Genomic DNA, 25,809 nt, shown 5'->3' with positions numbered 1-25,809 from the left:
CTGCCCCGATGAGCTTTGAAAAAGGTTTAACCCTTGATCAACTGAGTCCAGTACCGGAAATATTTCCTGCATTTGAACTGCAATAAAATTTGTTAAATATTTTTTTTGGTTTCAGGAATTCCAATTTCTTAAGCTTGGGCTTTCAAAATGAATTGTTGGGTATCCTGAAAAATCTCCAGTCTGATTATAGCACGTTGCGCTGCATCACTAACCTGTTTATCAACCCTTGATTGAGAATTAGATTTAACATATCTTAATCAGTACCGATATCTAAAATAGACCTTTAATGAAGAGTTCGGTTTTAATTAACTGTATAATTACTGATAATACTACAACTTGAGGAGGCCTATTCCTTGAATTCCCATAACTTTAACTTACCATCGACGACACAATTTGAACTTTTCCCTGAACCTTTAAGTTTAAATAACTGTGATCGAGAACTTATCCATCTTCCGGGCACAATTCAATCTCATGGAATTTTGTTTGTGTTGTCCAATCCTGACCTGAATATTCTTCAAGTTAGTAATAATACAGAGGTTTATTTAGGGATCCCACCCGAACAATGTTTAGGACACCCCCTATCTTTTCTATTTGCCTCAGAGCAACTTTTGGCCCTGCAAGAGTGTTTAGAAGGAACGTTTGATCAGGTTAATCCAGTACAACTTCAGGTACAAATTAATCAAGATATCAAAGTATTCCAAGGGATTATTCACCGTTCTCCTCAAAATTATTTTATTTTAGAATTAGAACCAACAGCAGAAAAAGAATCGCCTAATTTTTTAAATTTTTATGAATTAACTAAAAAGGTATTTTTAAAACTGCAAAAAACAACAACCCTTGCTCAAATGTGTGAAGTTTTAATCCAAGAAATCCAAAAAATTACGAAGTTTGATCGAGTCATGATTTATCGGTTTTTTTCCGATGGTTCAGGAACGGTCATTGCCGAGGAAAAGCGAGAGGATTTAGAACCTTATCTGGGATTACATTATCCTGATTCTGATATTCCTAAACAAGCAAAACAACTCTATATTCTCAATGGATTGCGATTAATTCCTGATATTAATTATCAACCTGTTCCTATTATTTCTATGCCATCGGATACAGCAACAGAACCCCTTGATTTAAGCTTTAGTGTGTTGAGGAGTGTCTCTCCCATTCATCGAGAATATTTAAAAAATATGGGGGTCGCAGCATCCCTCTCAATTTCAATTGTTAACAATAATCAACTTTGGGGATTAATTGCCTGTCATCATTACAGCCCTAAATTTCTTTCCTATAGTCTCAGAACGGTGTGTGAATTTCTGGGACAAGCGATGTCTTTAGAGTTACCGACTAAGGTAGAACATGAAAATTTAGATTACAAACTATCCCTAAAATCTCTGCAAGCAAAATTTACAGATATTATGGTTCAGGCAGAAACGATCATGGATGCTTTACTGCAAAATCAAGAAGATCTCCTGAAATTAATGGCGGCAGAAGGGGCGGTTTTTGTTCAAGATGAGCATTTAATTCTTATAGGAAAAACCCCTTCAAGTTCAGAATTAGAACCCTTAATTCTGTGGTTATCTGATCAATTTAAAAATCATACATTTGTTACCGATTCCCTCTCAACGGTGTACCCTCCAGCGGCAAATTTTCAGGCGGTTGCTAGTGGTTTACTGGCAATTTCCATTACCAAAATTAAACGAAATTTTATTTTATGGTTTCGTCCTGAACAATTACAATATGTGAATTGGGCGGGAAATCCTGATAAACCAAAACGAATTGAAGAAGATGGCAGTTTAACAATTTTTCCGCGTAAATCCTTTGCTCTGTGGCAAGAAACGGTTCAGGGAAAGTCCTTACCTTGGCAACCTTTTGAAATTGAAGCCGCCCTAGAAGTCAGAAGTGCCTTAGTTAGTATTATTTTACAGAAAGCTGACGAACTGGCCGCAATAAATTTAGATTTACAACGCACCAATAGCGAGTTAGATGCCTTTGTTTATATTGCTTCCCATGATTTAAAAGAACCCTTGCGCGGAATTCATAATTATTCTACCTTTTTATTGGAAGATTATGGTCAAGTTCTCGATGAGGATGGAGTTTATAAACTGCAAACCTTAGTTGATTTGACGAAACGGATGGAGGATTTAATCAATTCTCTATTACATTTTTCTCGCCTGGGGCGACAGGAATTGAAGCTGAATCCGTTAGATTTGAATCAGTTAATCTCTCGGATTATTGAATTGTTTCAAATGAGTTATGCAGCCGATACAATCAATATTGTGATTCCTCGAACTTTACCCTTGATTCGAGGGGATAAAATTTTAATTCAAGAAGTCTTGACAAATTTAATTAGTAATGGATTAAAATATAATGAGCAGTTAATCAAATCTGTCGAAATTGGATATTTAGATCCAGAACTCCTGATCACAGAAGAAACTCAACCGTTTTTAACGTTGTATATTCGGGATAATGGTATTGGAATTCCGCTCAAGCATCATGACACTATTTTCAGAATTTTTAAACGCCTTCATGCACGAACTCAATATGGAGGTGGAACGGGAGCGGGATTAACAATTGTTAAAAAAATTATTGAACGACATGGGGGAACAATTTGGCTCAATTCTATTCCCCATGAAGGGACAACCTTTTATTTTACACTTCCTTATTTTTTAGGATAAATTATTAGAAAGAGGCTGAGGAAAGTGAATGCAATATCAAAGAACGATATTAGTGGTTGAGGATAGTGATGAAGACTTCACCGCATTCAAACGGGTGATGCGACAGTTATCCTATTCTAATCGGATTTATAGGGTTATGGATGGAGACGATGCGTTAGCTTATTTGTATCATCAAGATCATTATTCTAATCCCGATATCGCACCTGTTCCAGATTTAATTCTTCTGGATCTGAACTTACCGGGAACGGATGGTCGGGAGGTTATTTACCAGGTAAAACAAGATATAATGCTAAAAAGTATCCCGATTATTGTCTTAACCTCATCTTCCAACCCTAAAGATATAGAAACCTGCTATCTATACGGAGCTAACAGTTATCTTTTAAAACCTATAGGAATAGATGAATTCAAACAGAAAATCAAGCATTTTCTTCATTATTGGCTAGAAGTTTCTCTGCTGCGCTGAAACTTGAATTCAACAAGACGATTCTCCAGAACATCGAACCGTCTATCGTCGTTACTTAAAGAAAGATATAGCACTACTTGAAGTTGGAGTATGGGGATGGCAAAGGTTATCAAGTTGTGCTTGCTAAAAATAGTTGAGACGTGCTTAAAATAACACAAGAGCAATGACCGCCCTTGATTTTAATGGATATTTCCAGGCCTCCAATAGATGGATTAACAGCCATGCGCCAAATTAGAGCAAATTCATCAATTTATCAAATTCCAATTATTGCATTAACGGCTTTGGCTATGCCGGAAGATCAAGAACGGTATTTAGCAATGAATGTAAATGTCTATTTAACGAAACCCATTCGTCTTGTACAATTATTAGAAACGATACAAACTTTCTTCTCAAAATCTTGTTAAAGGAGTTAAGAATGGCTTTACCTCCTTCCGTGCTGATAGTGGATGATGAGCCAGACAATTTTCATGTCATCGAATTTCTTTTATATCAAGAAGGGTATGATCTGAGTTTTGCCAGGAGCAGCACTGAAGCCTTGGACTATTTATCGGTCAAATCACCAGATGTGATTTTATTAGATATGATGATGCCACAGTTCGATGGAATTGCACTTTGTCATCAGATCAAAAAAAATCCCCTTTGGTGTCATCTTCCGATTATTATGGTCACCGTTTTAACGGCTAAAGAAGATTTAGCACTTTGTTTAGATGCAGGTGCGGATGATTTTATTAGTAAGCCGGTGAATGGGATTGAATTGCGTGCCCGAATTCGCTCTATGTTAAGAATGAAGCAGCAATATGATGAATTACAAGCGTTACTTCAAGCGAGAGAGGATTTATCGAATATGATTATTCATGATTTGAATAATCCTTTAGCTGGGGTTTTATTTAGTTGTGAACTTCTCAAACTTTCCCCATTACAACCCAAACAACTTCAAAAGGTTGAGGATATTTTACGACTCAGCAAACGCATGGTTTCCTTAGTCAATAGTTTATTAATTATAGCTAAAGTTCAAACGGATGAATTCGTTTTGGAGTATGAGCAGGTTGATCTATCTGAAATGGGTCATACAGTGGTGACGGATTTTGAAGCAATTGTGGCTTATCGTCAGATCAAATTATTGTATGAGTTTCCCGAAGCCGGGAGACAAATATTTGTTGATCCGGTGATTTTGCATCGAGTGATTGATAATTTATTATCGAATGCTATTAAATTTTCTCCCGTAGGAAGTCAAGTTACTTTTCGAATCAGTTATCCCCCGGACGCAATGGTGAAAATTCAGGTAATCGATTGCGGTTCTGGGATTAGTGAAGAAAGCCGACAACGGATTTTTGAGAAATACGATATCGGAACTTTTCGCAAAGGAATTCCTCAAATTGGATTAGGTTTAGCGTTTTGTAAATTAGCCGTTGAAGCTCACGGAGGGACAATTTCTATTGAAAATAACGCTCCTCAAGGGTCTATTTTTACTGTCGTAATCTAAAATAGGGAAAAGAAACGTCAATGCACAAAATAAGAATTTTGTCAAGATACCTAGCCTCGACTTAATATTCTCTTCCAAAAATCCGTGCATCGCTAAACGAAATCTGGGTAATTTTTTATACAGTATTGACGACAGCAAGGGGGTTATAGACTGAATTTTTACCCATAGACACAATAAGCCCTTGAATACCCTTTTTCTTACTATACCAGAACCCCTATGAATCCGTCAACTTTTTGCTAATTATTCTCAATAAAAAATTGACTTTTAAGAGAATTGTTTTAAATATTAAAATAAAATCTAAATATCTATTAATAATCTTTATATTTTTTCCGAGTCTCCGGTTTTCCCCGTTGATAGTTTACGGTGGAGGCGGGTGAAGATGTAAAACCCGCCTTATTTTAATCTTTCTTAACGTAAAATCAAAGCGACTTCCTTAGCGAAATAGGTGAGAATTAAATCAGCCCCGGCCCGTTTAATACTGGTTAAGGTTTCTAACATGACTTTTTTCTCATCAATCCAACCCATTTGTCCCGCGGCTTTAATCATGGCATATTCCCCACTGACGTTATAAGCGGCTACGGGAAGATCTGTTGCTGACCGCAGCAGATGAATAATATCCAAATACGCTAAAGCGGGTTTGACCATGACAATATCTGCCCCTTCGCATTCATCCAAAGCCAATTCCGTTAACGCTTCTCTGGAGTTGGCGGGGTTCATTTGATAGGTTTTCTTATCGCCAAATTTAGGAGCGGAATCCAAGGCATCCCGGAAGGGGCCATAATAGGCGGAGGCATATTTGGCAGTATAAGCTAAAATCCCGACTTCAATATATCCCGCTTCATCTAACCCCTCACGAATTGCCCCAATGCGACCATCCATCATATCCGACGGCGCGACAATATCAGCCCCCGCTTCCGCATGGGACAGGGCTTGTTTGACTAAGACTTCAACGGTTTCATCATTGAGAATTTCCCCGTCATCACTGACGATGCCATCATGACCTTTACTCGAAAACGGATCAAGAGCAATATCGGTGATAATCATAATTTCAGGAATAGCCTGTTTAATCGCCCGCACCGTGCGTTGAATTAAGCCATCGGGGTTATAACTTTCTGTTCCTGCGTTATCTTTTTTTTCTTCAGCGACCAAGGGAAATAAGGCAATGGCGGGGATACCTAATTCCCAAGCTTCATTGACTTCTTTTAAAAGTAAATCTAAGGTATAGCGGTAACTTCCGGGCATGGAAGAAACCTCAACTTTTTGGTTTTCCCCCTCCATAACAAATAGAGGATAAATTAAGTCATTAACCGTAAGATGGGTTTCCTGAACCATGCGCCGCAAAGCATCGGTACGGCGGAGACGGCGAGGACGTTGAACCAGATTTAAGGAATTTCGGTGAGATTGGGATGGCATAAGAAGCGATCAATAAAAAATTTTACTAAAGACCAATCACTTATTATCCCATTGTGGTGAGTTGTGAATCTTCCCCAATTGTTAATAAATGTAACAATCTTAAAAAAAAGCCGAACTTTGCCAAGAGTCACAACCGATCTGAAAAATCAGCCTAGAATTAAAGAGAGGGAATAAATCTGACGTTAACCGATTTTTAACTTATGATTAACAATTTATATATTAGTGCCATTGAACCCAATAGTGGTAAATCCTTGATTCTGTTAGGCATCATGGAATTACTCTCCAAACGCATTCGACGGTTAGGATTTTTCCGTCCTATGATTCATGCGGGAACCCAACCAGATAATGATATTGAACTGATTTCCAGTCGCTATCATTTAGAGTTTTCCTATGAAACTTATTATGGAGTCACCCATGAAGAAACCCGGACGTTAGTTGCAGAAGGACAACTTGAAGAAATTCTCAAACGCATTATTGAAAAATATAAAATTTTAGAAGCTAAATGTGATTTTATTATCTGTGAAGGAACGGATTTTACTGATGTTATTTCCGCCTTTGAGTTTAACCTAAATGCAGAAATTGCCAATCAATTATCCGCCCCTATTTTATTAGTTGCTAATGGTCAAGGGAAAACGATAAAAGAACTGATTAGCAGTGTCAAAAGTGAACGAGAAGCCTTTATAGAACAAGGGTGTAGCTTAGTAGCAACGATGGTTAATCGCATTCCCTTAGAACAATTTCAATCCGTTGCTGATCAACTGGAACATATTTGGTCTTATGATGATCCGGTGTTTTTCTTACCCGAAATCGAAGACTTAGGGAAACCAACCGTTGGAGAAATTGCCACCGCCGTTCAAGCTCGATTGGTTCATGGTGATCCAGAACAATTAAAACAAGAAGTGATATCGTTTAAAGTGGCGGCAATGCACGTTCCGAATTTCTTATATCATATTCGAGAAGGCAGTTTAATCATTACCCCAGGGGATCGCGCTGATATTATTTTAGCGTGTTTAGCTTCCACTTTTTCAGAAAATTATCCCAATATTGCCGGAATTATTTTAACCGGAGGCTTAGAACTTGCGCCCTCCCTCCATAAACTGATTAAAGGCTTTAAAAAATGGACAGTTCCCCTATTGGCGGTGGAAACCGATACCTACAATACCGCCACTAAAATTAACCATGTGCATTCAAAAATTACGCCAGATAACGAGCGAAAAATCGCATCTGCGTTAGGAGGATTTGAAACCTATATTGATACGTCTAAAATCGAAAAACGGATTTCCTTATCTCGTCCTTCGCGCATTACGCCAATTATGTTCGAGTATGAATTAATTGCACGAGCTAAAAAACAACGTCAACATATTGTCTTACCCGAAGGTACAGAAGAACGGATTTTAAAAGCCAGTGAAATTTTATTAAGGCGGGGTGTCGCCGAAATTACTTTATTAGGAAATCCCGATGAAATTCGAGAAAAAGCAACTTCCTTTGGCTTAAAACTCGATGGCGTTAATCTTGTTAATCCCATGACTTCCGAATGGTATCAAGACTATGCTCAAACCTATTATCAACTCCGAAAACATAAAGGTATTACCGAAGATTGTGCGCGAGATGTGATGCACGATGTTAGCTATTTTGGTACAATGATGGTTTATAAAGGCATGGCAGATGGCATGGTATCCGGGGCCGTTCATACCACCGGACATACAATTCGTCCCGCCTTAGAATTTATTAGAACTCAACCCGGATGTTCCATTGTTTCCAGTGTGTTTTTAATGTGTTTAGAAGACCGGGTTTTAGTCTATGGAGATTGTGCGGTTAATCCTAATCCTAATCCTCAACAATTAGCAGATATTGCCATTAGTTCTGCCTTAACCGCTCAACAATTTGGGGTGGAACCCTTAGTGGCTATGTTATCCTATTCTACGGGAGAATCCGGTCAAGGAGAAGATGTCGATAAAGTTCGAGAAGCCACCATTCTTGCCCGTCAATTACGCCCCGATTTAAAAATAGAAGGCCCGATTCAATATGATGCGGCGGTTGATGAAGATGTGGCTAAAACAAAACTCCCTGGAAGTGAAGTAGCCGGACACGCAACGGTGTTTATTTTCCCTGATTTAAACACGGGAAATAATACTTACAAAGCTGTACAACGGTCGGCGGATGCGATTGCCATTGGCCCGGTTTTACAAGGGTTAAATAAACCCGTGAATGATTTAAGTCGAGGCTGTACGATTCCTGATATTGTCAATACCGTTGCGATTACGGCAATTCAAGCTCAGGGAATAAATTAAAACGCATTGATTTCCCTGAAGCCAAATTCAGTGATTAGTCAATTAACTCTGGATTCGGAATTTGGGTATCAATATCTGCTTGAGATAATGTGGGAATTAACCCGTTACTTTCACCTGCTTTTAAAATATGGGCAGGTTCAATATTCAATTCAATCACACCCGTTGTTGGGTTGGTTTTTGCTATAGATTGGGTACCGTCAACAAACTTAACTGTAATGGGTTCAGTTAACTCTTGGACTGGAGTATTTGGACTGAGAACTACTTGAGAACCTGCGGGTAAGTAGAAACCATCACAATCCCAATCATCATCCGTAATTTGACCCGTTGCTAGAAAATAAAGTTCGCTAGGGGTTTTTCCACCATCACTGGCATAAACCCCGATGGTTTTTCCAGTTTCATTGCGACACTGCGCCCGTTTTTTTGCAGTTTCCAGAATCGTTTTTTGAGACTGTAATTGGGCGAGTCGGTGCTGAAATTGTTCAGGGGTATAGCCCGCTTCCTCCGGTGTATTCTTGACTTGTAGAAGTTGATTGAGGGCTTGAGTGACTTCAGTATAATCAGCACCTTTCGTAAAATCTTTGTTAGCCCAAGAGGGTTGAGCTATAACAAGGTTCACGCATAATAAAAGACCGACAAAGACAATTTTGAGAAACCGCATATTATTTTCCTGCTTTGACATTTGTTTCCTCGAACTTTACTTTAAACAAAGTGCTTCAATAAAAGCAAATAGTTTTGTTTGTTGTTTTAATCAATTTAATTGATGAAAGGGGAGGATTTTTCCTAATCCGTATTTTTGTCAGGGTCTGGATTTTGAACAGAAGGGAAACTCTCAATCCGATTTCGATTCACCCAGCGATTGATAAATTTGTTGCTATTTTTACGAAACTTAATTTGGACTTGCTTGGAGCCTAACTTGACAACTTCAGCCGGAATTTTATGAATGTCAGTAGAATCTGCACGAACTTTGTATAGCCAAATTACTTTTTGACCGACTTCCAAAGCCTCAGAACTACCGATGACAGAGGGGGAATCTTCTGCTAAAGCAGGGAAAGAAATAATCAAGTTGATTCCGATTAATAAGACAACAAGAGGCATCGGGAAAACTTTCATCTTTTTTACTTACGCTTATAAACTTTGAGTTTTTAATTGTGAGACTTAACTCATTTGTTTAATTTCGGAAGAGTGATGCTGTGAATGAAGTAGAATTCATGTTGTACCTCGCAAGAGTTCTTTGTAAGTTGGGTTTAAACTGATGACTTTTAATGTACGTTGATGGAATAATAAAAGCAAATATTCTTAATTGTTAAAACGATAAATAAAAGTAATCATAACCTGAATAACTTCTACAAACTCCGCCCTGTATTTCGTTAATCCTTAACTTATCTTTGAGGTCGTAGCATCAAGATGTCTCAGGAAGAAAGTGCTGTAAAGCCAGTATTCTCCTGACTTGCTTGAATCTGAGCGCAGAGGCAGAGTTAATATTTTTTTAATGCTAAGATCACAAAAAATTGACTATTATTAATTATAAAAACAGAGGAAAAGTCCCATGGATATGACTCATTATATGGAGCTTCTCGCCACTAACCAGCCTTGGAATTTGTTGATTTTTATGGCTGTGCCTGTGATTTTAGCAGAAACAATTGCAGTATCTGAACTGTATATTTTATTTACTCGGAATTTAAAAGGAACAGTCAGAATAATTAATAAATTCGCCGGTATTTTAGCAGGATTTTACTTTTTAATCATCTTTTTACATCTATTTTTTAAAGCGGTTATTCCCATCACAATGGCGGGACAATGGAGAACCATTATTGATGTGATTGCCGTAGGATTTTATTTATTAGGAGTTGTGCCTTTATTAGGAATTAGTCTTTTAGAATTAGACTTAATTGGTAAACATAAAAGTGAAGAATCCAAACTCAAACTTCACGCCACCTTTGTTGCTGTTTTTCTGGTTGTTGCCCATATTGCCATGATTTTTGGAATGCTCAGTCCTTCCCTATTAGGCGGACATTCAGGGATGCCGGGGATGTAATGGGCAATGAAACGGATTTTATAGGGGTTTGTTCTAAAAAGAACAGGACTTACGCGGTGAAGAGTTGAGTGATGATCAGGGTAACTGAAAGGTTATGTGGAGTGAAAAACCTGCCCGAAAGCACTCTAAAATAACGGAGAGGGTGGGATTTGAACCCACGGAACCTTTCAGTTCACCTGATTTCAAGTCAGGCGCGATCGACCACTCTGCCACCTCTCCAATTGCTCATTCATGAGCTAAATAGGAATTATAGCATAAACGCAGATTGTGCCAAGAGTGCAGTAGAAGAATAAAGTAATTCCGTCTCAACCACCTGAAAATCCTCACCGACCCAAACTAAGGATACTTCCGAGACTTGTTCGGAGTCTAAGGTCACAAGGGAAAAATTCCGTTGTTGTCCTTGGGGTGTTTCTCGAATCCGACTCACGCAAGCTGCATTGAGATAAACTGTTCCTTCAGAGCTAGTCACTAACCGTTGACGGAGACGGGTCTTGGTATGACGGAGGGTATGGTGCATATGACCAAAAGCAACCAGGGGAATGGTTTTACCGAATGTTCGGGCTTGAGCGATCGCCTCGGCAAAATCAGGATCACCATAATCTCCTCCTAGGGGGTTCCAATCTTTGCCACAGGGGGCTTCTGCTGCCTCTCCTAGACCTGTAGGGCCGTTGTGACCTAAAAACAGAATCCGCTCAAAACGAGCCGATTGTACCGCTTTAATCATGCGCTGGGCAGAGGTTGCAAAATTATTCACCCCAAATCGTTCTTCGTAAAAATCACTATATTTCCATTCCGGGCCACCCCAACTAAAGGGACGACCACCCACAACGGTTAACTGCAACTGGGGAAAGTCCCGTTTTCCGTAACCGACATGATCTTCCCCCATAATATCCAGTTGTTCTTGCACCCAATCTTCCGTTTGACGATTATAGGGGCATTTTTTCCGACCCCATTCCGTTGCGGTATACCAGGCGTCATGGTTGCCAAAGACCGCCGCTTTGGGAATATCTAACTCAGCGATGGTTCTGACAAGCTCCACCGCTTCATTGCCAAAATCCCCAACCAATAGCACTAAATCAACCTCTAAAGACTTCAAAGCCAGGGCATCATCGTTTTCCCACTGATCATGAACATCCCCGACAACAGCAATTTTAATGGGTTTGGTATTCACAACGCTTATGGTTTCAAAGGTTCTCTGATCTAGGATAAGCAATTATTTGCTCACCGTGAATCCCCATTTTTGGTGAATTCAACTATAATTAGGAGCTACAATTCAAAATGGTTCACGGTTCCTAGAAGGTTTGCACTGTGTTTACATCCACACTTCCCCGACAAAATGGTTCGACGGTTGCAGATTTACCGACTGATTTATTTGCAGCGATTCAATCCCTCAAAAAAGAGTTGAATGCCGTTATTTTAGCGCATTATTATCAAGATCCTGATATTCAAGATATTGCTGATTATATTGGAGATTCTTTGGGCTTATCTCGTCAAGCGGCTCAAACTAATGCAGATGTGATTGTGTTTGCAGGGGTTCATTTTATGGCAGAAACCGCCAAAATTTTGAATCCTGATAAATTAGTGTTGTTACCCGACTTAAATGCGGGCTGTTCTTTAGCTGAAAGTTGTCTACCGGATGCCTTTGCTAAATTTAAAGCTCAATATCCTGATCATATTGTGGTGTCTTATATTAACTGCACGGCTGAAATTAAAGCCATGAGTGATATTATTTGCACCAGTTCTAATGCGGTGAATATTGTGCGGCAAATTCCCGAAGATCAACCGATTATTTTTGCTCCAGATCGTAATTTAGGGCGATATGTAATGGCAGAAACGGGACGGGATTTGGTATTATGGCAAGGGGCTTGTTTGGTGCATGAAAACTTCTCTGAGAAGAAGTTAGTTCAATTGAAAATAGAACATCCTGAAGCGGAAATTATTGCTCATCCTGAATGTGAACCGCCGATTTTGCGTCATGCGGATTATATTGGCTCAACAACGGCATTATTAAACTATGCTCAGAAAAGTCCTAAGTTGAGTTTTATTGTTGTTACTGAACCGGGAATTATTCATCAAATGGAGAAGGAAACCCCAGGTAAATCCTTTATTCCAGCCCCTCCAATGAATAGTTGTGCCTGTAATGAATGCCCCCACATGAGGTTAAATACGTTGGAAAAATTGTATTTATCCATGAAAAATCGTTCCCCAGAAATTACCCTTCCTGAAGAGATTCGCATTGCAGCTTTACGTCCGATTCAACGAATGTTAGAAATGAGTAAATAGTTGTTTCCCAAAAACCCGGTTTCTTCAAGAAACCGGGTTTTTGATTCCTTAACAAATTTCATCAGGATTAATTCCCTGCGATCGCAAAAATTCAGCTAATTTTTCTGCCCGTTGACGCTCCTGTTCCGCTCGTTGACGTTCTTGTTCAACCTTTTCTACCCCCCAAGGAAGTATATTTCCTGCTTCATCCCACCAGCGCAACCAATACCCATTCCGTTGCTCTTTTTCCCCTTGCCAAACCCCTAAAAATAGCTTTAAATCTTCAATCCAATAACAGTTATTCTCATTGATTTTATCCAATTCATAACGGCTATTTTGTAAAGAATGAACTTCTAATTGTCCCGTTATCGGTTCAAAAATAGCATAAATCGGAACTTGCAAAATTTGTTCATAAAAATACCATTTCCCCGGCGGATAACTACGTTTAACCGAATATTCTCCCCCTTCAGTTTCCGATAAAAATTCAATAACAATACTGGGAATATCCCCTTGCAAATTCGGCGTATAACTTTTTCGTGTTGTTTCCGGTTCAATGGATTTTACTTGTTTTATATACACCCAATCTGGGGCTTTAATTACTAATTCCCCATTCATTGTTGCACATAACCCAAAATTAGAAGCAATTAGCATTTCCGGTTGAATTAACCCTGCTAATTCTAAACTTTCGCGCAACGCACCCGCAATTAAAGGTTGAGCCGTATTTTCCACAGGTTCTTCTTCTAATATAAAATCATCGGGTAACTTTTCCCAAGTAATAATAGGAGTAATAATTTGTTCCTGAGTTGTCACCATAATTTTAACGAGAGTGTTAACATGATTTAAGTTTAATGCACGCTTTAAAAAGCCGGAGAATCGTTTGTAAAATAAATATGACCTAAAGTTTTTCCTTGATAAACTCGTTTGGTTAAGCGCCAACCCGGTTCTAAAATAATTTTGGCAAAACCATTCGTAAATCCATAGGTTCTACCAATAATAATCGGTGGGGCGTATACATCTGCACGGGACTGAGCAACTAACAAAATATCATTGGGTGTACTTTGAACACTCAGGGCGTGGGATAAAGCTAAATCTTTTCCCGCCATTCTGACTGAATAACCATTGCTATCCGTTGCGCGTCCACAAATGCCTGTAAAATCAAAATTGAGCAGTAACGGATCAACAATAATAGGCTGAGAGCCACTTTCACTCCAACAAGGGCGACTATCTGAGACTTGTTCGACAACCACTAAGGTATGTCCAAAGGCACGAGGGACAGCAATTGCCACAAATCGTTCCTGATCAACTTCCTTCTGGTCAAATTCTACAGCGATCGCATTTAAGGGAAGACTCAGAGTGGATATCCCAATCATCAATGCTATAAGCGCTCGCTTCAGTGCTAATTTCATCTATAATCTGCACCGTCCAATGGGTTCTAAATTTACCTACTGATAATACTCTGGTTATTGTCCCTAGACCTGTTAGGGTTCTCTAAAACCCAACGGGAACAACTAACCCTTCCCGTGCCATAATGGCTTTGGGAAATACAGCTTGGACTTCCTGTTCGATTTGATCGAGAAAGTCATCGGTGTGGGAGGGATCATGATGGAAAATCACGACTCGCTTCACCCCAGCCGCTTGTGCCATTTTTACAGCTTCTTGCCAAGTGGAATGACCCCAACCGATTTTCGGAGATTTAGGATTATGATACTCCTCATCGCTATACATGGCATCGTAGATCAAAACATCAGCATCCTGAGACAGATTTAACACATTTTCATCCAAACCATCGGGGAGGTGTTCAGTATCGGAACAATAAACCGCCGTGCGTCCATTCCAGGTGATGCGATAACCCATTGCGGTATTAGGATGATTCAATTGTCCCGTTTCAATTAAAATATCATCCAACATCATCGAATCCCCCGGCTTCAGGGTATAAAATCTTAAGTCAGCTTGAATGCCTTTGAGGGGAACCGGAGAATTAGGATGTAAAATCCGTTCAATGAAATGTTGTTTCATCGAGTCCCCATCCGGTGGAATAGCCCCATAAATATGAAAACAGTTTCCCTGCATAAATGCCGGAGTAAATAGAGGAAATCCTTGGATATGATCCCAATGATAATGGGTAAAAAACATATACGCTTCTACAGGGATTTCTCGCATTAACTCATCCCCTAAAACTCGTAAGCCAGTTCCGCCATCAAAAATTAAGCGTTTACCTGCGACTCGCATTTCTAAACAGGATGTATTGCCTCCATACCGAATGGTTTCTTTTCCAGGGGTGGGAATACTACCGCGAACCCCCCAAAACTGGATCACAAAATCTTCAGGGTTCTTGGAGGAATCAAAGACGTTAGGATAATTTTGAGGGCTGAGCCCAACAGACGATAGGCTGGTTTCCATTTGTTATTCTTCAGGTTTCAAAGTTCCACACTGACCATGATGACGCAGCAAATGATCACACAGGACTAAGGCAACCATCGCTTCTACCATTGGCACTGCCCTGGGTAAAACACAAGGATCATGCCGTCCTTTCGCTGCTAACAGCGTTTCTTCTCCCTCGTGGGTGACGGTACGCTGCTCTTTCCGAATTGTAGCAGTTGGCTTAAAAGCTACTCGGATAATAATGTTTTCTCCATTGGAAATGCCACCCTGAATACCACCAGAACGATTAGTTACTGTTCGGATAGTCCCTGTCGGATCACGATAAAATTCATCATTATGCTCACTCCCAGTCAGGAGCGTTCCTGCAAAGCCGGAGCCAATTTCAAATCCTTTACTGGCGGGTAAAGACAGGACTCCTTTAGCGAGATCTGCTTCTAGTTTATCAAATACCGGAGATCCAAGCCCTGTCGGTACGTTTCTGGCAACACATTCCACTACGCCACCAATGGAATCTCCTTGATCCCGAACTTGTTCAATCCGTTCTATCATTTTCTCGGCACAATCGCCATCGGGACAACGGACAATATTGCTTTCAACTTGTTCTAACGTAACGGTATTGGGATCAATAATTGCTTCTAAATTTTGAATCCGTTTAACATAGCCAACAATTTCTACCCCAGCGAATTGTTTGAGAATTTTTTTAGCGATCGCCCCTGCCGCTACCCGACCAATGGTTTCTCGTGCTGAAGAGCGTCCACCGCCTTGCCAATTGCGAATCCCGTATTTAGCATCATAAGTAGCATCCGCATGGGAAGGGCGATATTTGATAGCCATATCACTATAATCTTGGGGGCGAGTATCTTGGTTTCGCACCATAATCATAATCGGTGTTCCCAAGGTTTGCCCCTCAAACACGCCGCTGAGAATGTCACAGGTATCGGTTTCTTTGCGAGGAGTGGTAATTTTACTTTGTCCGGGGCGACGGCGATCGAGTTCCGCCTGAATATCGCTAATATCAATTTTTAATCGGGGAGGGCAACCATCAATAACAACTCCCACCGCCCCACCGTGAGATTCCCCAAAGGTCGTAATCCGAAACAAATGCCCAAATGTGTTGCCCATAATGGTCGTATTTATTTTGCCAAACTCTATATTTTACCTTAGAAACACAATGACGATTGAATGAACAGGCAAGATGCCTGTTCCACAGACCAGATTTTAATCTTCGTGTTCTTCAAAAGGGTCGCGCAGATCATTAGAAGCAGGGCCAAAAGCTGTATAGATCGCATATCCCGTCAGGGCGATAACAACCGCAGCGATGCCTATGTTAAGAGCTATTGCAGGTTCCATGAGATTCATCCCTTGTGATTCGTGTCCTTCTATAATAAAATACTCATAAAAATTAAGACAATTTAACAATTATTTCGGTGCTGGAGCCGGGATATCGTGTTGAACCGGAAATGGGGATACCCTAAATCGGGTAACATTAGCCTAAGCCTCCCATTCCTTCTCTAACCGGAGGGGGTGAGAGTGTCCAAAATCCAGATAAAATTTTGTTGACGTAAAAAATTTAGGTGAACTATGGCACAACGGACTTGGTTAGGAGATTTACTAAGACCTTTAAATTCTGAGTATGGTAAAGTTGCTCCAGGTTGGGGTACAACTCCTGTAATGGCAGTGTTTATGGGACTGTTTTTCGTGTTTCTGTTAATTATTTTACAGATTTATAACTCCTCCCTCCTCCTTGAAAATGTGGATGTGAACTGGGCTAATTTAACCCGCTAATCAAGTTTCAAATCCGGTCAATCGTGAACTGTGAGGGGTAATTTAGGAGAGCGGTTTAAAGTATAAGAATTGAGAATCCTCTCCGTACATTATTCCTCTGGACTTCGTGAAAGTTAAACACAGTTCACGGTTTTCTATTTATAATGATTATTGGTAAGAAGATAGGAGACTATTGTTGTGAATATATTTGGAATTGGGTTGCCAGAAATGGCGGTGATTCTGGTACTGGCTCTATTAATTTTCGGCCCCAAAAAATTACCTGAAATTGGCAGCAGTTTAGGGAAAGCTCTCAAAGGGTTTCAACAAGCTTCCAAAGAATTTGAAAATGAATTTAAACGGGAAGCTCAACAAATAGAAGAAACGGCTAAAATCAAGCCAGAAACTAACTCAACAATCGCGACTCGCCCAAAGGAGGAGCAAGTTAACTCTATTGATTAAAGTTTAACCTAAACCAACAGGTTATACTTCAAGATGAATATTATTGTGTGATATTAACGATTATGACAATGGAGGTAACACCTGCTAAAACATTAATTGTTCCTCAATTAATTGTAGGTTTAGGAAATCCTGAATCCCGATATGATAAAACCCGACACAATATTGGTTTTGAGGCGATTGATGCTTTAGCAACCGCTTGGCGAATTTCTATTTCAGAACAGCGCAAGTTTAAAGGGAAATTCGGCGAAGGGGTAACGTCCTCTGGAGAAAAAATCCGATTATTAAAGCCACTGACCTATATGAATTTGTCAGGACAGGCAATTCGGGCTGTTGTTGATTGGTATAAACTTCCCCCAGAATCCGTATTAGTGATTTATGATGATATGGATTTACCCTTGGGACGGTTACGGCTGCGATTGTCCGGTTCAGCAGGAGGTCATAATGGGATGAAATCTACAATTTCCCATTTAGGAACACAACATTTTCCTCGGTTAAGAATTGGAATTGGTAAACCCAATTCAATCTCTGGAACTCCTGAACGGGAAACCGTTTCCTACGTTCTGGGAAAATTTTCGTCAACAGAAATGCAGGTCATGGAACAAGTCTTGCAATGGGTTGGAGAAGCTATTGATTTAAGTGTGCGTCAAGGTGTCGAAAAAGCGATGAGTCTATACAATAGTCGTAGCGTTAATAGTACAGAGTGAGTTCTCAACGTTTACCCGAAACCACCGCGTATGTTCGGATTACGCGACAATCTTGGCAACTCGGTCTTCTTGAAGGAGAAGTCAGTGCTGGGGATTATGAGTGGCGATTTCAATGGCGATTTCGACACACAAAAAGACTCATGATTCAACCGTCCCAAGGTCGAGCTTTAATTCAAGAACCCTTGGGACGATTTTTAGAAAAGTGCGATTATCAATTAGAACCCGGTGGCGATTATTCTTTTACCATTCGTGCTCAATTTTAACCCACATTCCGCAGATATTTAAGCCAATTGGATTTTCAATTAAATTGTTCTAAATAAAAGCCCAAATGATTGCCATGTAATGATTTGGGCTATTTTTAATATAGAATAATAATTGGAGTAACTGAACAAATAAAAAGATGAAAAACCCCCTAGAAGCGATGGAAATCGTAAATTTAGACCATTTAGGAATAGTGGCAGGGATAATAGATGAGATGGAATTAGTAGAAGAAGTGAATAAAAAAGTGGGATTAAGAGCAAAAGAAGCAGTAAGCCCAGGACAGGTAATGAAAGCAATGATTTTGAATGGATTAGGGTTTTTGAGCGCGCCGTTGTACCTATTCGAGAACTTTTTCATCGGGAAGGCAACAGAGCATTTAATAGGGGAAGGAGTAACAGCAGAGCAACTAAATGATGACCGAATTGGAAGAGCATTAGATAAATATTATGAAGTAGGAACAACAAAGTTATTCACAGCAATAGCCCTAAAAGCTGCTCAAAAATTTCAAGTAGAAAGGGAGAACGTACACCTAGATAGTAGTTCGATATCAGTAGAGGGAGAATACAAAAGTAAGGAAGAAGAAAATCAGGAAGAAGAAGAAGAAATGAAAGCGATAAAAATAGTGCATGGATACTCAAGAGATAAAAGACCAGATCTGAAACAATTTATAATAGATATGGTGGTAAGTGGAGATGGAGATGTGCCATTATATCTAAAAATAGATGATGGAAATGCCGATGATAAAAGTGTATTTGTAGAAAGACTAAAAGAATTTACTCATCAATGGACATTTGAAGGAATATGTGTAGCAGACAGTGCGTTATACACAGCAGAGAATATAGGAGCAATGACAGGAATGAAATGGATAACGAGAGTGCCATTTATTTTTTACAGCGAGTGTATTCGTGAAAAAACCAGAGAGAGTGGAAGTAATAGCGATGATAATGGGATTGTGCTTGTTAGTGTATAACCTAGCGCAAAGAAAATTGAGAAAACAATTAGAAGCAGCCCAAGAAGGGGTGAGAAATCAGGTCAAAAAATTAACGAATAAACCGACAATGCGGTGGATATTTCAAATGTTCCAAGCGGTACATTTAGTCAGGATAAATGGGGAGAAACAAGTGAGTAACTTAACCCAAGAACGTCAAGAAATATTGCAGCATCTAGGGAAATCTTGCTGTGAATACTATTTAATGATTTCTGGGGGATAAAGATTGAGAGAAAGGGGAAAATAGTTAAAAACAAATCTAAGTTATGAGTCAAGATGAGAACTCTTGGCTGGAACGAACTTGGTTATAAAATACAAATGTGTTAAAAAAAGAGGATTCTATTTCTATGAAAAAATAGCAATTATTTATGTTTAGTTAAAAACCGGTAAATACGCTATAAAATCTGATAGTAAAGCCTCGGAAGTTCAACGAAGAACTGTAAGGGTTTTCAATTTTTTAGAATTAGTGGAAAATTCGATGCCCATCTGCGGAATGTGGGTTTTAAGTCAGGATATAACGGAAGCAAGGCAGTTTAGAGACCTATAGGGAGAATATTTAACTCAAATGAATGATCTGATTGTTCATACAATTAACATTGCTCATGATCGATTAATAGAGCTTACCAAACTTGCAGACCAAGCCAAACCGTTTTATGATTGGGTTGAAAAACAAGCTAAACGTATCACAGGTTCTAATCGGTGTTTAAATGAAATACTGTTATCTTGTTCTAAGTTGGAAATAGAAAAAATAATCAAGCCTTGTTATCAAGCTGGAAATGACGAAAAGCCTTTGTTATTTGATGGGATTGGTCGTGTTTATCCACATAGCAAAGCGTGTTTTTACTTTTTTGCATGGATGATCAGAGATGCCCCTCAACAAAGGCTATCTCCTTTAATTTCTCGGATGCAAAAAGCCGATAATGAATTAACAAAAATTATAGCTGAAACTGATTCTTTGGTCGAACTAATATTTGAGTATCGGACGATTGTAAAGAGTTTTGAGTGGTCAGCAGTACGGGAGGTTGTAATTGATCGTTTAGAAGGGTCTCGTCGCAGTATCAGTGGTCATCGTCTTGAGGCTAATATAAGAACAAGTCTCATCACTGCGATTCAGTATTATTATTCTATTTATGGAAACTATGGGAAATTTAAGAATATTGAAATTGCTGACAAGCAAATAAAACTAGGAAAACATACGATTGATGTTTCTGCTGAGTTAACGCCGAAAGATGGCACTCATAATGTAAGTTTATTGATTCCAGTAAAAACAAGAGAAACAGAAGGGGGCGGTCATTCTCATCTGTTTACTCGTGACCTCATTACTGCAATTAGCGAGCTTAAAAACGCAAACACGAACTCCCGTATTGTTGTTATCATTATTGCAGAAAATTGGTCTGCATCAGAAATAGTAACTATTACGAATCAGATTGACATAATTTTTCATTTCAACATGAATCCCAACAAATTTGTAGGATTTGATGAAAAATCACAAGTCAAATTTAATAAATATCTGGAAAAAATCTTAGAAGGAGAGCAAAAGTAAAATGGAAAATCAGGTAATTCTTGGTGATGCTAGAGAAATTGCGCCGACACTTCCAGATGATTTTTTTCAAGCCATTGTAACCAGCCCACCTTATTTTGGTCACAGGAGGTATTCTGAGGGGAAAAGTCAACAGGAAATAGGTCAAGAAAGTGATATGGAAATTTACATCTCAAACTTAGTTGCTTTATTTAGAGAACTCAGAAAGAAACTAAAACCTGATGGTTTGTTGTGGTTAAATTTGGGAGATACTTATCGAAACAAATCATTGCTCGGCATTCCTTGGCGAGTCGCATTATCTTTACAAGATGATGGTTGGATTCTGAGAAGTGATATTATTTGGCATAAACCAAATGCCATGCCTTCATCTATAAAAGATCGTCCGACAACCGATCACGAATATATTTTTCTGTTTGCTAAAACTCCAGAATATTATTATAACGCGGATGCGATTAGAGAACCTCATATAACTTTTACAGAAAAATCAAAAATGAAAGGTGGCCGAAATCATTTTGGAAAGAGCAATGGAACACCAGAAATTGGTAAAAACTCAGGAAATCAAAACCTACATGATGGAAGATGGGATCAAGCGTTCCATCCAAAAGGCAGAAATAAAAGAACTGTATGGGAAATACCCTTGAGTAAATTCCGAGATGTTCATTTTGCAGTTTACCCTGAAAAGCTAGTGGAAATATGCCTACTTGCATCTACAAGGGAACAAGATTTTGTTCTTGATCCCTTTACGGGTTCTGGAACAACCGGAGTGGTGGCTTGTAAATTATTCCGAAAATTTATTGGTATTGAATTAGTAGAAAAGTATCAAATGATGGCTCAAGATAGAATTGATGAGTTAAATTTGCAGCTTAATATATTTAATCTACTTTCTTAACCTCTGATAATGGTTACGAAAGAAAAATAGCCGAAATCAAAAGCCTTTTACAATAGCTAGAACCATTGATCGGTTCATTCTTAATTTAATGGCTATCAAAGCTGATTTAAAACAATAAAATGACGACGGGGACGTTGAATAAATCCGTCCTGTTCAAGCTTAATCATCATGCGAGTGACACTAACCCGTGTTGTCGCAATAACATCAGCAATATCAGCATGGGTCAGACGCAAATCAATTAATAATCCTTCCGGTGTCAACCGACCAAATTTTTTCCCCAGCCATTTTAAGCAATTCAATAAACGTTGTTCTGTACCTTGGGTGTGGAGAATGCTTTGTAGTTCTTCCGTTTGGCGGAGATGGGTTAAAATCGCATCCGTATAATTTGACCAATGGGATGAAGCAATCAGACTGACTTCAACGGAGGTGACACATTCAATTTGATAAGGTTGCAATTGGGATAAAGGTTTTCCCACCACATCGTTTTGTCCCCAATATCCTAATATAATTAAGGTTCCCTCTTCTGTCCAGGTGAGGGTACGCACCACCCCTCGTTCAATTTTCCACAGCGCATCAGACCAAAGTGGAATTTGTTCACGGGGATTAAAAGTACGGGATTTTGACGTTAACGGAAGACTAACAAGGGTTGGAATAGTCACACAGGAAGTCCTTTGAATACTTACCCCTACCTTAAGGGTTTGAGGTTAAATTCAGGTTCAGTCTCGGTTAAACTTCTCTGACATTTCCCGCCGGGTAAACTTTTAAGATTGATGATAAACGTCTTCGTCGCTGCTGTCTTGTACAGGTTCATAGGAGGGTAAAACTAAAACGGGTTTTCCAGCAATGAGGCGGTTAATTTCAGTTAAGGTTTCTGGGCGAGATAATCCATCTCTCGTGATTAAAAGTTTTAAAATATCAAAACTGGTGGTGTTCGTGAAGTAATAACCCCCATGAACATCTACTTTACCCGCAATAAAAAAGATAGTATTCATCACATCAATAATTAGGCTTGTCCAAATATTTAAAGGGAGAGAGATAGCATTAACTCCCGGCATTTCTGAACAATCAATATAGTTGAATTTTTCAAATAAATCATAAGCTGAAGTGGGTTTAACCGCCGATTGAGAACTCATCATCACCCGAATATAAGGTTGATAGTTAATGGAATTTTTGACGGGTTTTAAATAAACATTTCCTAATCGCAATCCAGACATTTCTACGCTGGGTTCACTAAACCAGTTTCCGAGAATAGACATATAGCGAAGAATTAAATCTCGATCACTGCAAAATAAATAAATTTCATTGCATCGCAAAATAGCAGAGCGGACATAATTATTTCGACCTTCACGGAGAAATTCTAACGGAATATCAGGAGCCGTTAAAATTAATCGATTTAATTGTAAATAATCCCCCATATTATTTTTTTCATATTCCAGACGATCTTCTTTACCAAATCGATCTGACAGAATTCGGAGCACATTAACAACCACTAACGCCCCCATACTATGGCCAATTAAATTAACACTCATCGGGGGGAAGTTTTGGTTATAATAATTAGCAATAGCTATTTCTTTTTGAGGTTCATAAAAAGGCATAGAGGTATAAGGATTTTCACCCAAAACCTTATCTAATCTCCAAAAAAATTCTGCTAAATCGGGTGCGCCGTAGTGAATGGCTCGATAGCGATCGCGTTGATAAACCGAAATTCGTAAGATTTGCATTAATAGCAGCCACAGGGCAAAAACTGTTAGGGCGACCCAATTCCATTGAGCAAATAAATTAGAAATTTGAGTTAAATCAAACCAATACCACAGGGGAGATAAAGGCGTTTCCATCCCGAATAAATTTAAGAAGGGAACTCCAATTAAGGTTAATAGAATATAAAATCCGGTTCCCACAATCCAAGCTATAAGGGCTAAAATAAATAAAAATTTCAACGAAATGCCCTTTTGTTCACCCATATCACTCCATAATCCCGGATGAATTAAGGGCATTTCACTGGGCCAAGTATAACCAATATAAACACTCCGATTTTCTAATGTCCCAATCTGATTAATCGGCCCCTTTTGGGATAAAGACTCGATTTCTGCCATAAATTCTTGATAAAATTTATGAGCCGGATTTGCATAACCATGAGTTCTTAATGTCAGATAGCGAAAGTTTTCCCGCCGCATTAATTGCCCCATTTCAGCAATATTAAATAAGGGACGAAATCGTTCTAAAGGAGGTAATTCTCGATCTACATTTAATGAAGTGCGGGCTGTACTAACAACTAAAAAACAATTAGAATATTGACGATCTACATAAACTTCAAAGTTGCGACTGACCGCTTTAGCAAATTGTTTATTATGCCAACTATTTAAGGCGCGAATGACATAATCTTCATTCACTTGAGTCTCAAAATCTGGGTATTCTTCTAAATTACAGGTGGAACGTAATGCTTCTGCGATCGCTAATTCAGAGCTATAAGAGCCATAGATAGGCAAATTATAAAGGGATTGACTCTTGACCCCCTTGGGGATAGAATAAGCGAGTTGGACAATGCGAGCTTTTGTCCAAGCATCAGAAAACGGCGCCGTGTTACGAACAATCGACTCTAACCAACGATAGTCATTTTCAACGGTGTCTTGATGCCAATACAAGGGTAAACCTTGGTATGTTCGCTTAGTACCCATAGTGTTATTTATTCAAGGTTAAACATCCAGGTGATTTCAGCCATAGCATTCTGAAACCCTGTGCGAGCAGTTTTGTTTCGGGTAATAGCATGACACAAAATTGACCTGTTGTGGTAATTGGTATAACCCCTATTAGGGGATGTTAGTTCAAGATTAGACGGTTTATGTGCGATGTTGATGCACCCGACAATGAGATTAATTGTTATTTTTGAATGGATTCCACCAAGAATCTCGATTAAATTGTAACCAGTTAATTCGACGACGAATATCCTCAATTTTCCAGTTTGTTAATGTGGCTAAGTTTTGCGCTTCTTGTTCCTGTCGTTGGCGAACAGACTGCCGATATTGCAGGGCTTGTGAACACTGCATCTGGCCTCGATAGGGACGATTAATAATATATCGACCTTGAAAACTTTCTTGATTGGCTGTGGGTTGAAAGTTTAAATCTTCGGGGAAATTATTCCGGGTGTAGCGAATATGTAAGCGAGTAATAAACGCTGAATTCGAGGCTCCTGAATCTAACCAAAATACCCCCGCTTGTTTTAATTCTTCAGAGTTTAAAGGATCGGCAGAACAAGGATCACATCCGCCCATATTCCAAGCATATTCTAAAAAGGCAACTTTTTTCTGTTCTCGTTCATAGGCTTTGGTGAATAAGGATTTATAAAAACCAGGAAACACTTCTTTCACAAATTCAGGAATGTCTTGATCGGAAGGAATCTTAACGGTGCGATAATTGGTTAATTCCATTTGACCTTTAGGAGAAAGTAAATAAACAATTAAATCCTGTTCTCCTGTGCCATTAATCATTCCTAAACGAATCGGTAACATAAACCGAGGAGATTCATAAGCCATCATTAAAGGACGCAAATTTTGAAACCCACTTTGATCAAATTTTGTTAAATTGACTTTAGCAACGAAAAATTTTAATCCTTGTTGAATATAAGGTTTTAATAAAGCACTCGCTCCTTCAGGAATTCGATAATTATTTTGCGTTAACCAGGTTTCTAATCCATCGGATTCTTTTGCACTTAAAATCAAAATATCATATTCACCAACAGTAAACCGAGCTTCAATTGTTACTCCTAAACTGGAGTCAGATTCTCGAGGTTTTTCCTGTAATGCTTGAACTCCTCTGGTTGCTGGTGCTGGTAATTGATCATATTCAGGCTGAGGATTACAAGGATCAGGATCAAAATATTCCACCAGTCGAGGCGCACTAAACGCATCTAATCGTTGAATAATTTTGGGTTCTCCAACCTTGACTTGTTCGGCTTTTAAAATAACAGGAACCGGAACAACTAATGCAAAATCTTTCACCGATCCTTGATAATCATTTGCCATTGTTAAAATCGTGCGGTTTCCATCTCTGGCAATGATGACTTGAGAAGCTTGATTATATAAACTCGCATCGGCTTGAGAAACATAAAATCCACAAAATGCCCAGGCTGGAGAAGCAAAACCAACACTGAATAAAACAATAACTACAACAAGAATAACCCAGTTTAAAACTTTCATCAATGACTCCTATTTAAAC

The 25,809-nt window shown here is 39.0% G+C and carries 25 protein-coding genes, 1 tRNA gene and 1 pseudogene; 14 read left to right on the top strand and 13 right to left on the bottom strand.

Annotation, left to right across the window (positions count from 1 at the left end):
• The first annotated feature begins 353 nt into the window (after positions 1-353).
• The 4 genes from PL9214_RS24490 to PL9214_RS24475 all read left to right on the top strand — a co-directional run bounded on the left by PL9214_RS24490 (position 354) and on the right by PL9214_RS24475 (position 4,609).
• Positions 354-2,663, top strand: coding sequence for an ATP-binding protein (locus PL9214_RS24490; RefSeq protein ID WP_072721759.1), 2,310 nt, complete (start codon positions 354-356; stop codon positions 2,661-2,663).
• Positions 2,664-2,691: 28 nt separating this feature from the next.
• Positions 2,692-3,126 (top strand): response regulator, encoded by a 435-nt coding sequence (locus PL9214_RS24485; RefSeq protein ID WP_072721757.1) that lies wholly within the window; start codon positions 2,692-2,694, stop codon positions 3,124-3,126.
• A gap of 182 nt (positions 3,127-3,308) precedes the next feature.
• The gene (locus PL9214_RS24480; RefSeq protein ID WP_072721755.1) at positions 3,309-3,530 is read left to right on the top strand and encodes a response regulator; all 222 of its coding nucleotides are present in this window, start codon (positions 3,309-3,311) and stop codon (positions 3,528-3,530) included.
• An 11-nt stretch (positions 3,531-3,541) separates the two neighbouring features.
• Positions 3,542-4,609, top strand: a complete 1,068-nt coding sequence (locus PL9214_RS24475; protein WP_072721754.1) for a hybrid sensor histidine kinase/response regulator — start codon at positions 3,542-3,544, stop codon at positions 4,607-4,609.
• A 408-nt stretch (positions 4,610-5,017) separates the two neighbouring features.
• Here PL9214_RS24475 and hemB read toward each other — a convergent pair whose 3' ends face one another.
• Complete coding sequence (gene hemB, locus PL9214_RS24470) at positions 5,018-6,022, bottom strand: porphobilinogen synthase (RefSeq protein ID WP_072721752.1); 1,005 nt, start codon at positions 6,020-6,022, stop codon at positions 5,018-5,020.
• Between the two features lie 200 nt (positions 6,023-6,222).
• Here hemB and pta point away from each other — a divergent pair, with 200 nt between their 5' ends.
• The gene (gene pta / locus PL9214_RS24465) at positions 6,223-8,313 is read left to right on the top strand and encodes a phosphate acetyltransferase (RefSeq protein ID WP_072721751.1); all 2,091 of its coding nucleotides are present in this window, start codon (positions 6,223-6,225) and stop codon (positions 8,311-8,313) included.
• 34 nt (positions 8,314-8,347) lie between these two features.
• Here the strand turns inward: pta and PL9214_RS24460 are convergent, their stop codons facing one another.
• Together PL9214_RS24460 and PL9214_RS24455 are read right to left on the bottom strand one after the other, a co-directional pair.
• Positions 8,348-8,992 (bottom strand): hypothetical protein, encoded by a 645-nt coding sequence (locus tag PL9214_RS24460; RefSeq protein WP_245824359.1) that lies wholly within the window; start codon positions 8,990-8,992, stop codon positions 8,348-8,350.
• 101 nt (positions 8,993-9,093) lie between these two features.
• A complete protein-coding gene (locus PL9214_RS24455; protein ID WP_072721748.1) occupies positions 9,094-9,423 on the bottom strand; it encodes a hypothetical protein in 330 nt (109 codons plus the stop codon).
• A gap of 436 nt (positions 9,424-9,859) precedes the next feature.
• Between PL9214_RS24455 and PL9214_RS24450 the strand changes: the two genes are divergently transcribed.
• Positions 9,860-10,348: a DUF6803 family protein gene (locus PL9214_RS24450; RefSeq protein ID WP_072721746.1), complete on the top strand. Its 489-nt coding sequence runs from the start codon at positions 9,860-9,862 to the stop codon at positions 10,346-10,348.
• A 134-nt stretch (positions 10,349-10,482) separates the two neighbouring features.
• Here PL9214_RS24450 and PL9214_RS24445 read toward each other — a convergent pair.
• A tRNA-Ser gene (locus tag PL9214_RS24445) sits at positions 10,483-10,567 on the bottom strand.
• Positions 10,568-10,595: 28 nt separating this feature from the next.
• Positions 10,596-11,528, bottom strand: coding sequence for a TIGR04168 family protein (locus PL9214_RS24440; RefSeq protein ID WP_072722325.1), 933 nt, complete (start codon positions 11,526-11,528; stop codon positions 10,596-10,598).
• Between the two features lie 128 nt (positions 11,529-11,656).
• Here PL9214_RS24440 and nadA point away from each other — a divergent pair, with 128 nt between their 5' ends.
• The gene (nadA, locus tag PL9214_RS24435; protein WP_072721745.1) at positions 11,657-12,631 is read left to right on the top strand and encodes a quinolinate synthase NadA; all 975 of its coding nucleotides are present in this window, start codon (positions 11,657-11,659) and stop codon (positions 12,629-12,631) included.
• 48 nt (positions 12,632-12,679) lie between these two features.
• On the opposite strand, the gene PL9214_RS24430 is transcribed toward nadA, so the two are convergent.
• From PL9214_RS24430 to psbN, 5 genes are all read right to left on the bottom strand, one after another.
• Complete coding sequence (locus PL9214_RS24430; RefSeq protein WP_072721743.1) at positions 12,680-13,423, bottom strand: Uma2 family endonuclease; 744 nt, start codon at positions 13,421-13,423, stop codon at positions 12,680-12,682.
• A gap of 44 nt (positions 13,424-13,467) precedes the next feature.
• Positions 13,468-14,016, bottom strand: a complete 549-nt coding sequence (locus tag PL9214_RS24425; RefSeq protein ID WP_072721741.1) for a DUF3747 domain-containing protein — start codon at positions 14,014-14,016, stop codon at positions 13,468-13,470.
• An 82-nt stretch (positions 14,017-14,098) separates the two neighbouring features.
• On the bottom strand, positions 14,099-15,010 hold the full coding sequence (locus tag PL9214_RS24420) for an MBL fold metallo-hydrolase (RefSeq protein ID WP_072721739.1): 912 nt from the start codon (positions 15,008-15,010) through the stop codon (positions 14,099-14,101).
• Between the two features lie 3 nt (positions 15,011-15,013).
• Positions 15,014-16,114: a chorismate synthase gene (aroC, locus tag PL9214_RS24415; RefSeq protein WP_072721737.1), complete on the bottom strand. Its 1,101-nt coding sequence runs from the start codon at positions 16,112-16,114 to the stop codon at positions 15,014-15,016.
• Between the two features lie 96 nt (positions 16,115-16,210).
• Positions 16,211-16,342: a photosystem II reaction center protein PsbN gene (gene psbN, locus PL9214_RS24410; protein WP_072722324.1), complete on the bottom strand. Its 132-nt coding sequence runs from the start codon at positions 16,340-16,342 to the stop codon at positions 16,211-16,213.
• Between the two features lie 231 nt (positions 16,343-16,573).
• Between psbN and psbH the strand changes: the two genes are divergently transcribed.
• The 7 genes and pseudogenes from psbH to PL9214_RS24375 all read left to right on the top strand — a co-directional run bounded on the left by psbH (position 16,574) and on the right by PL9214_RS24375 (position 21,597).
• Positions 16,574-16,777, top strand: a complete 204-nt coding sequence (psbH, locus tag PL9214_RS24405) for a photosystem II reaction center phosphoprotein PsbH (protein WP_072721735.1) — start codon at positions 16,574-16,576, stop codon at positions 16,775-16,777.
• Between the two features lie 177 nt (positions 16,778-16,954).
• Complete coding sequence (locus PL9214_RS24400; protein ID WP_072721734.1) at positions 16,955-17,215, top strand: TatA/E family twin arginine-targeting protein translocase; 261 nt, start codon at positions 16,955-16,957, stop codon at positions 17,213-17,215.
• 62 nt (positions 17,216-17,277) lie between these two features.
• The gene (gene pth / locus PL9214_RS24395) at positions 17,278-17,919 is read left to right on the top strand and encodes an aminoacyl-tRNA hydrolase (RefSeq protein ID WP_072721732.1); all 642 of its coding nucleotides are present in this window, start codon (positions 17,278-17,280) and stop codon (positions 17,917-17,919) included.
• Complete coding sequence (locus PL9214_RS24390) at positions 17,916-18,182, top strand: DUF3146 family protein (RefSeq protein WP_072721730.1); 267 nt, start codon at positions 17,916-17,918, stop codon at positions 18,180-18,182. Before pth ends, PL9214_RS24390 begins: the two co-directional genes overlap by 4 nt.
• Before the next feature lie 137 nt (positions 18,183-18,319).
• Positions 18,320-19,391 (top strand): annotated as a pseudogene (locus tag PL9214_RS24385) (IS1634 family transposase).
• Between the two features lie 342 nt (positions 19,392-19,733).
• The gene (locus PL9214_RS32485; RefSeq protein WP_072721728.1) at positions 19,734-20,711 is read left to right on the top strand and encodes a hypothetical protein; all 978 of its coding nucleotides are present in this window, start codon (positions 19,734-19,736) and stop codon (positions 20,709-20,711) included.
• A 1-nt stretch (position 20,712) separates the two neighbouring features.
• Positions 20,713-21,597, top strand: a complete 885-nt coding sequence (locus PL9214_RS24375; RefSeq protein WP_072721726.1) for a DNA-methyltransferase — start codon at positions 20,713-20,715, stop codon at positions 21,595-21,597.
• A gap of 95 nt (positions 21,598-21,692) precedes the next feature.
• On the opposite strand, the gene PL9214_RS24370 is transcribed toward PL9214_RS24375, so the two are convergent.
• The 3 genes from PL9214_RS24370 to PL9214_RS24360 form a co-directional block, all read right to left on the bottom strand.
• Positions 21,693-22,256, bottom strand: coding sequence for a Crp/Fnr family transcriptional regulator (locus PL9214_RS24370; RefSeq protein WP_072721724.1), 564 nt, complete (start codon positions 22,254-22,256; stop codon positions 21,693-21,695).
• A gap of 102 nt (positions 22,257-22,358) precedes the next feature.
• Positions 22,359-24,272, bottom strand: a complete 1,914-nt coding sequence (locus PL9214_RS24365; RefSeq protein WP_072721722.1) for an alpha/beta hydrolase — start codon at positions 24,270-24,272, stop codon at positions 22,359-22,361.
• Between the two features lie 195 nt (positions 24,273-24,467).
• Positions 24,468-25,790 carry a DUF2330 domain-containing protein gene (locus tag PL9214_RS24360; RefSeq protein WP_072721720.1) on the bottom strand — a complete coding sequence of 441 codons (1,323 nt, stop codon included), beginning with the start codon at positions 25,788-25,790 and terminating at the stop codon, positions 24,468-24,470.
• Positions 25,791-25,809 lie beyond the last annotated feature (19 nt).

The organism is Planktothrix tepida PCC 9214 (assembly GCF_900009145.1).
In the GTDB taxonomy this organism is placed as follows: Bacteria; Cyanobacteriota; Cyanobacteriia; order Cyanobacteriales; family Microcoleaceae; genus Planktothrix; species Planktothrix tepida.
The sequence above is the reverse complement of the archived record's forward strand: the minus strand, read 5'-3'. Positions and strand labels throughout refer to the sequence as shown.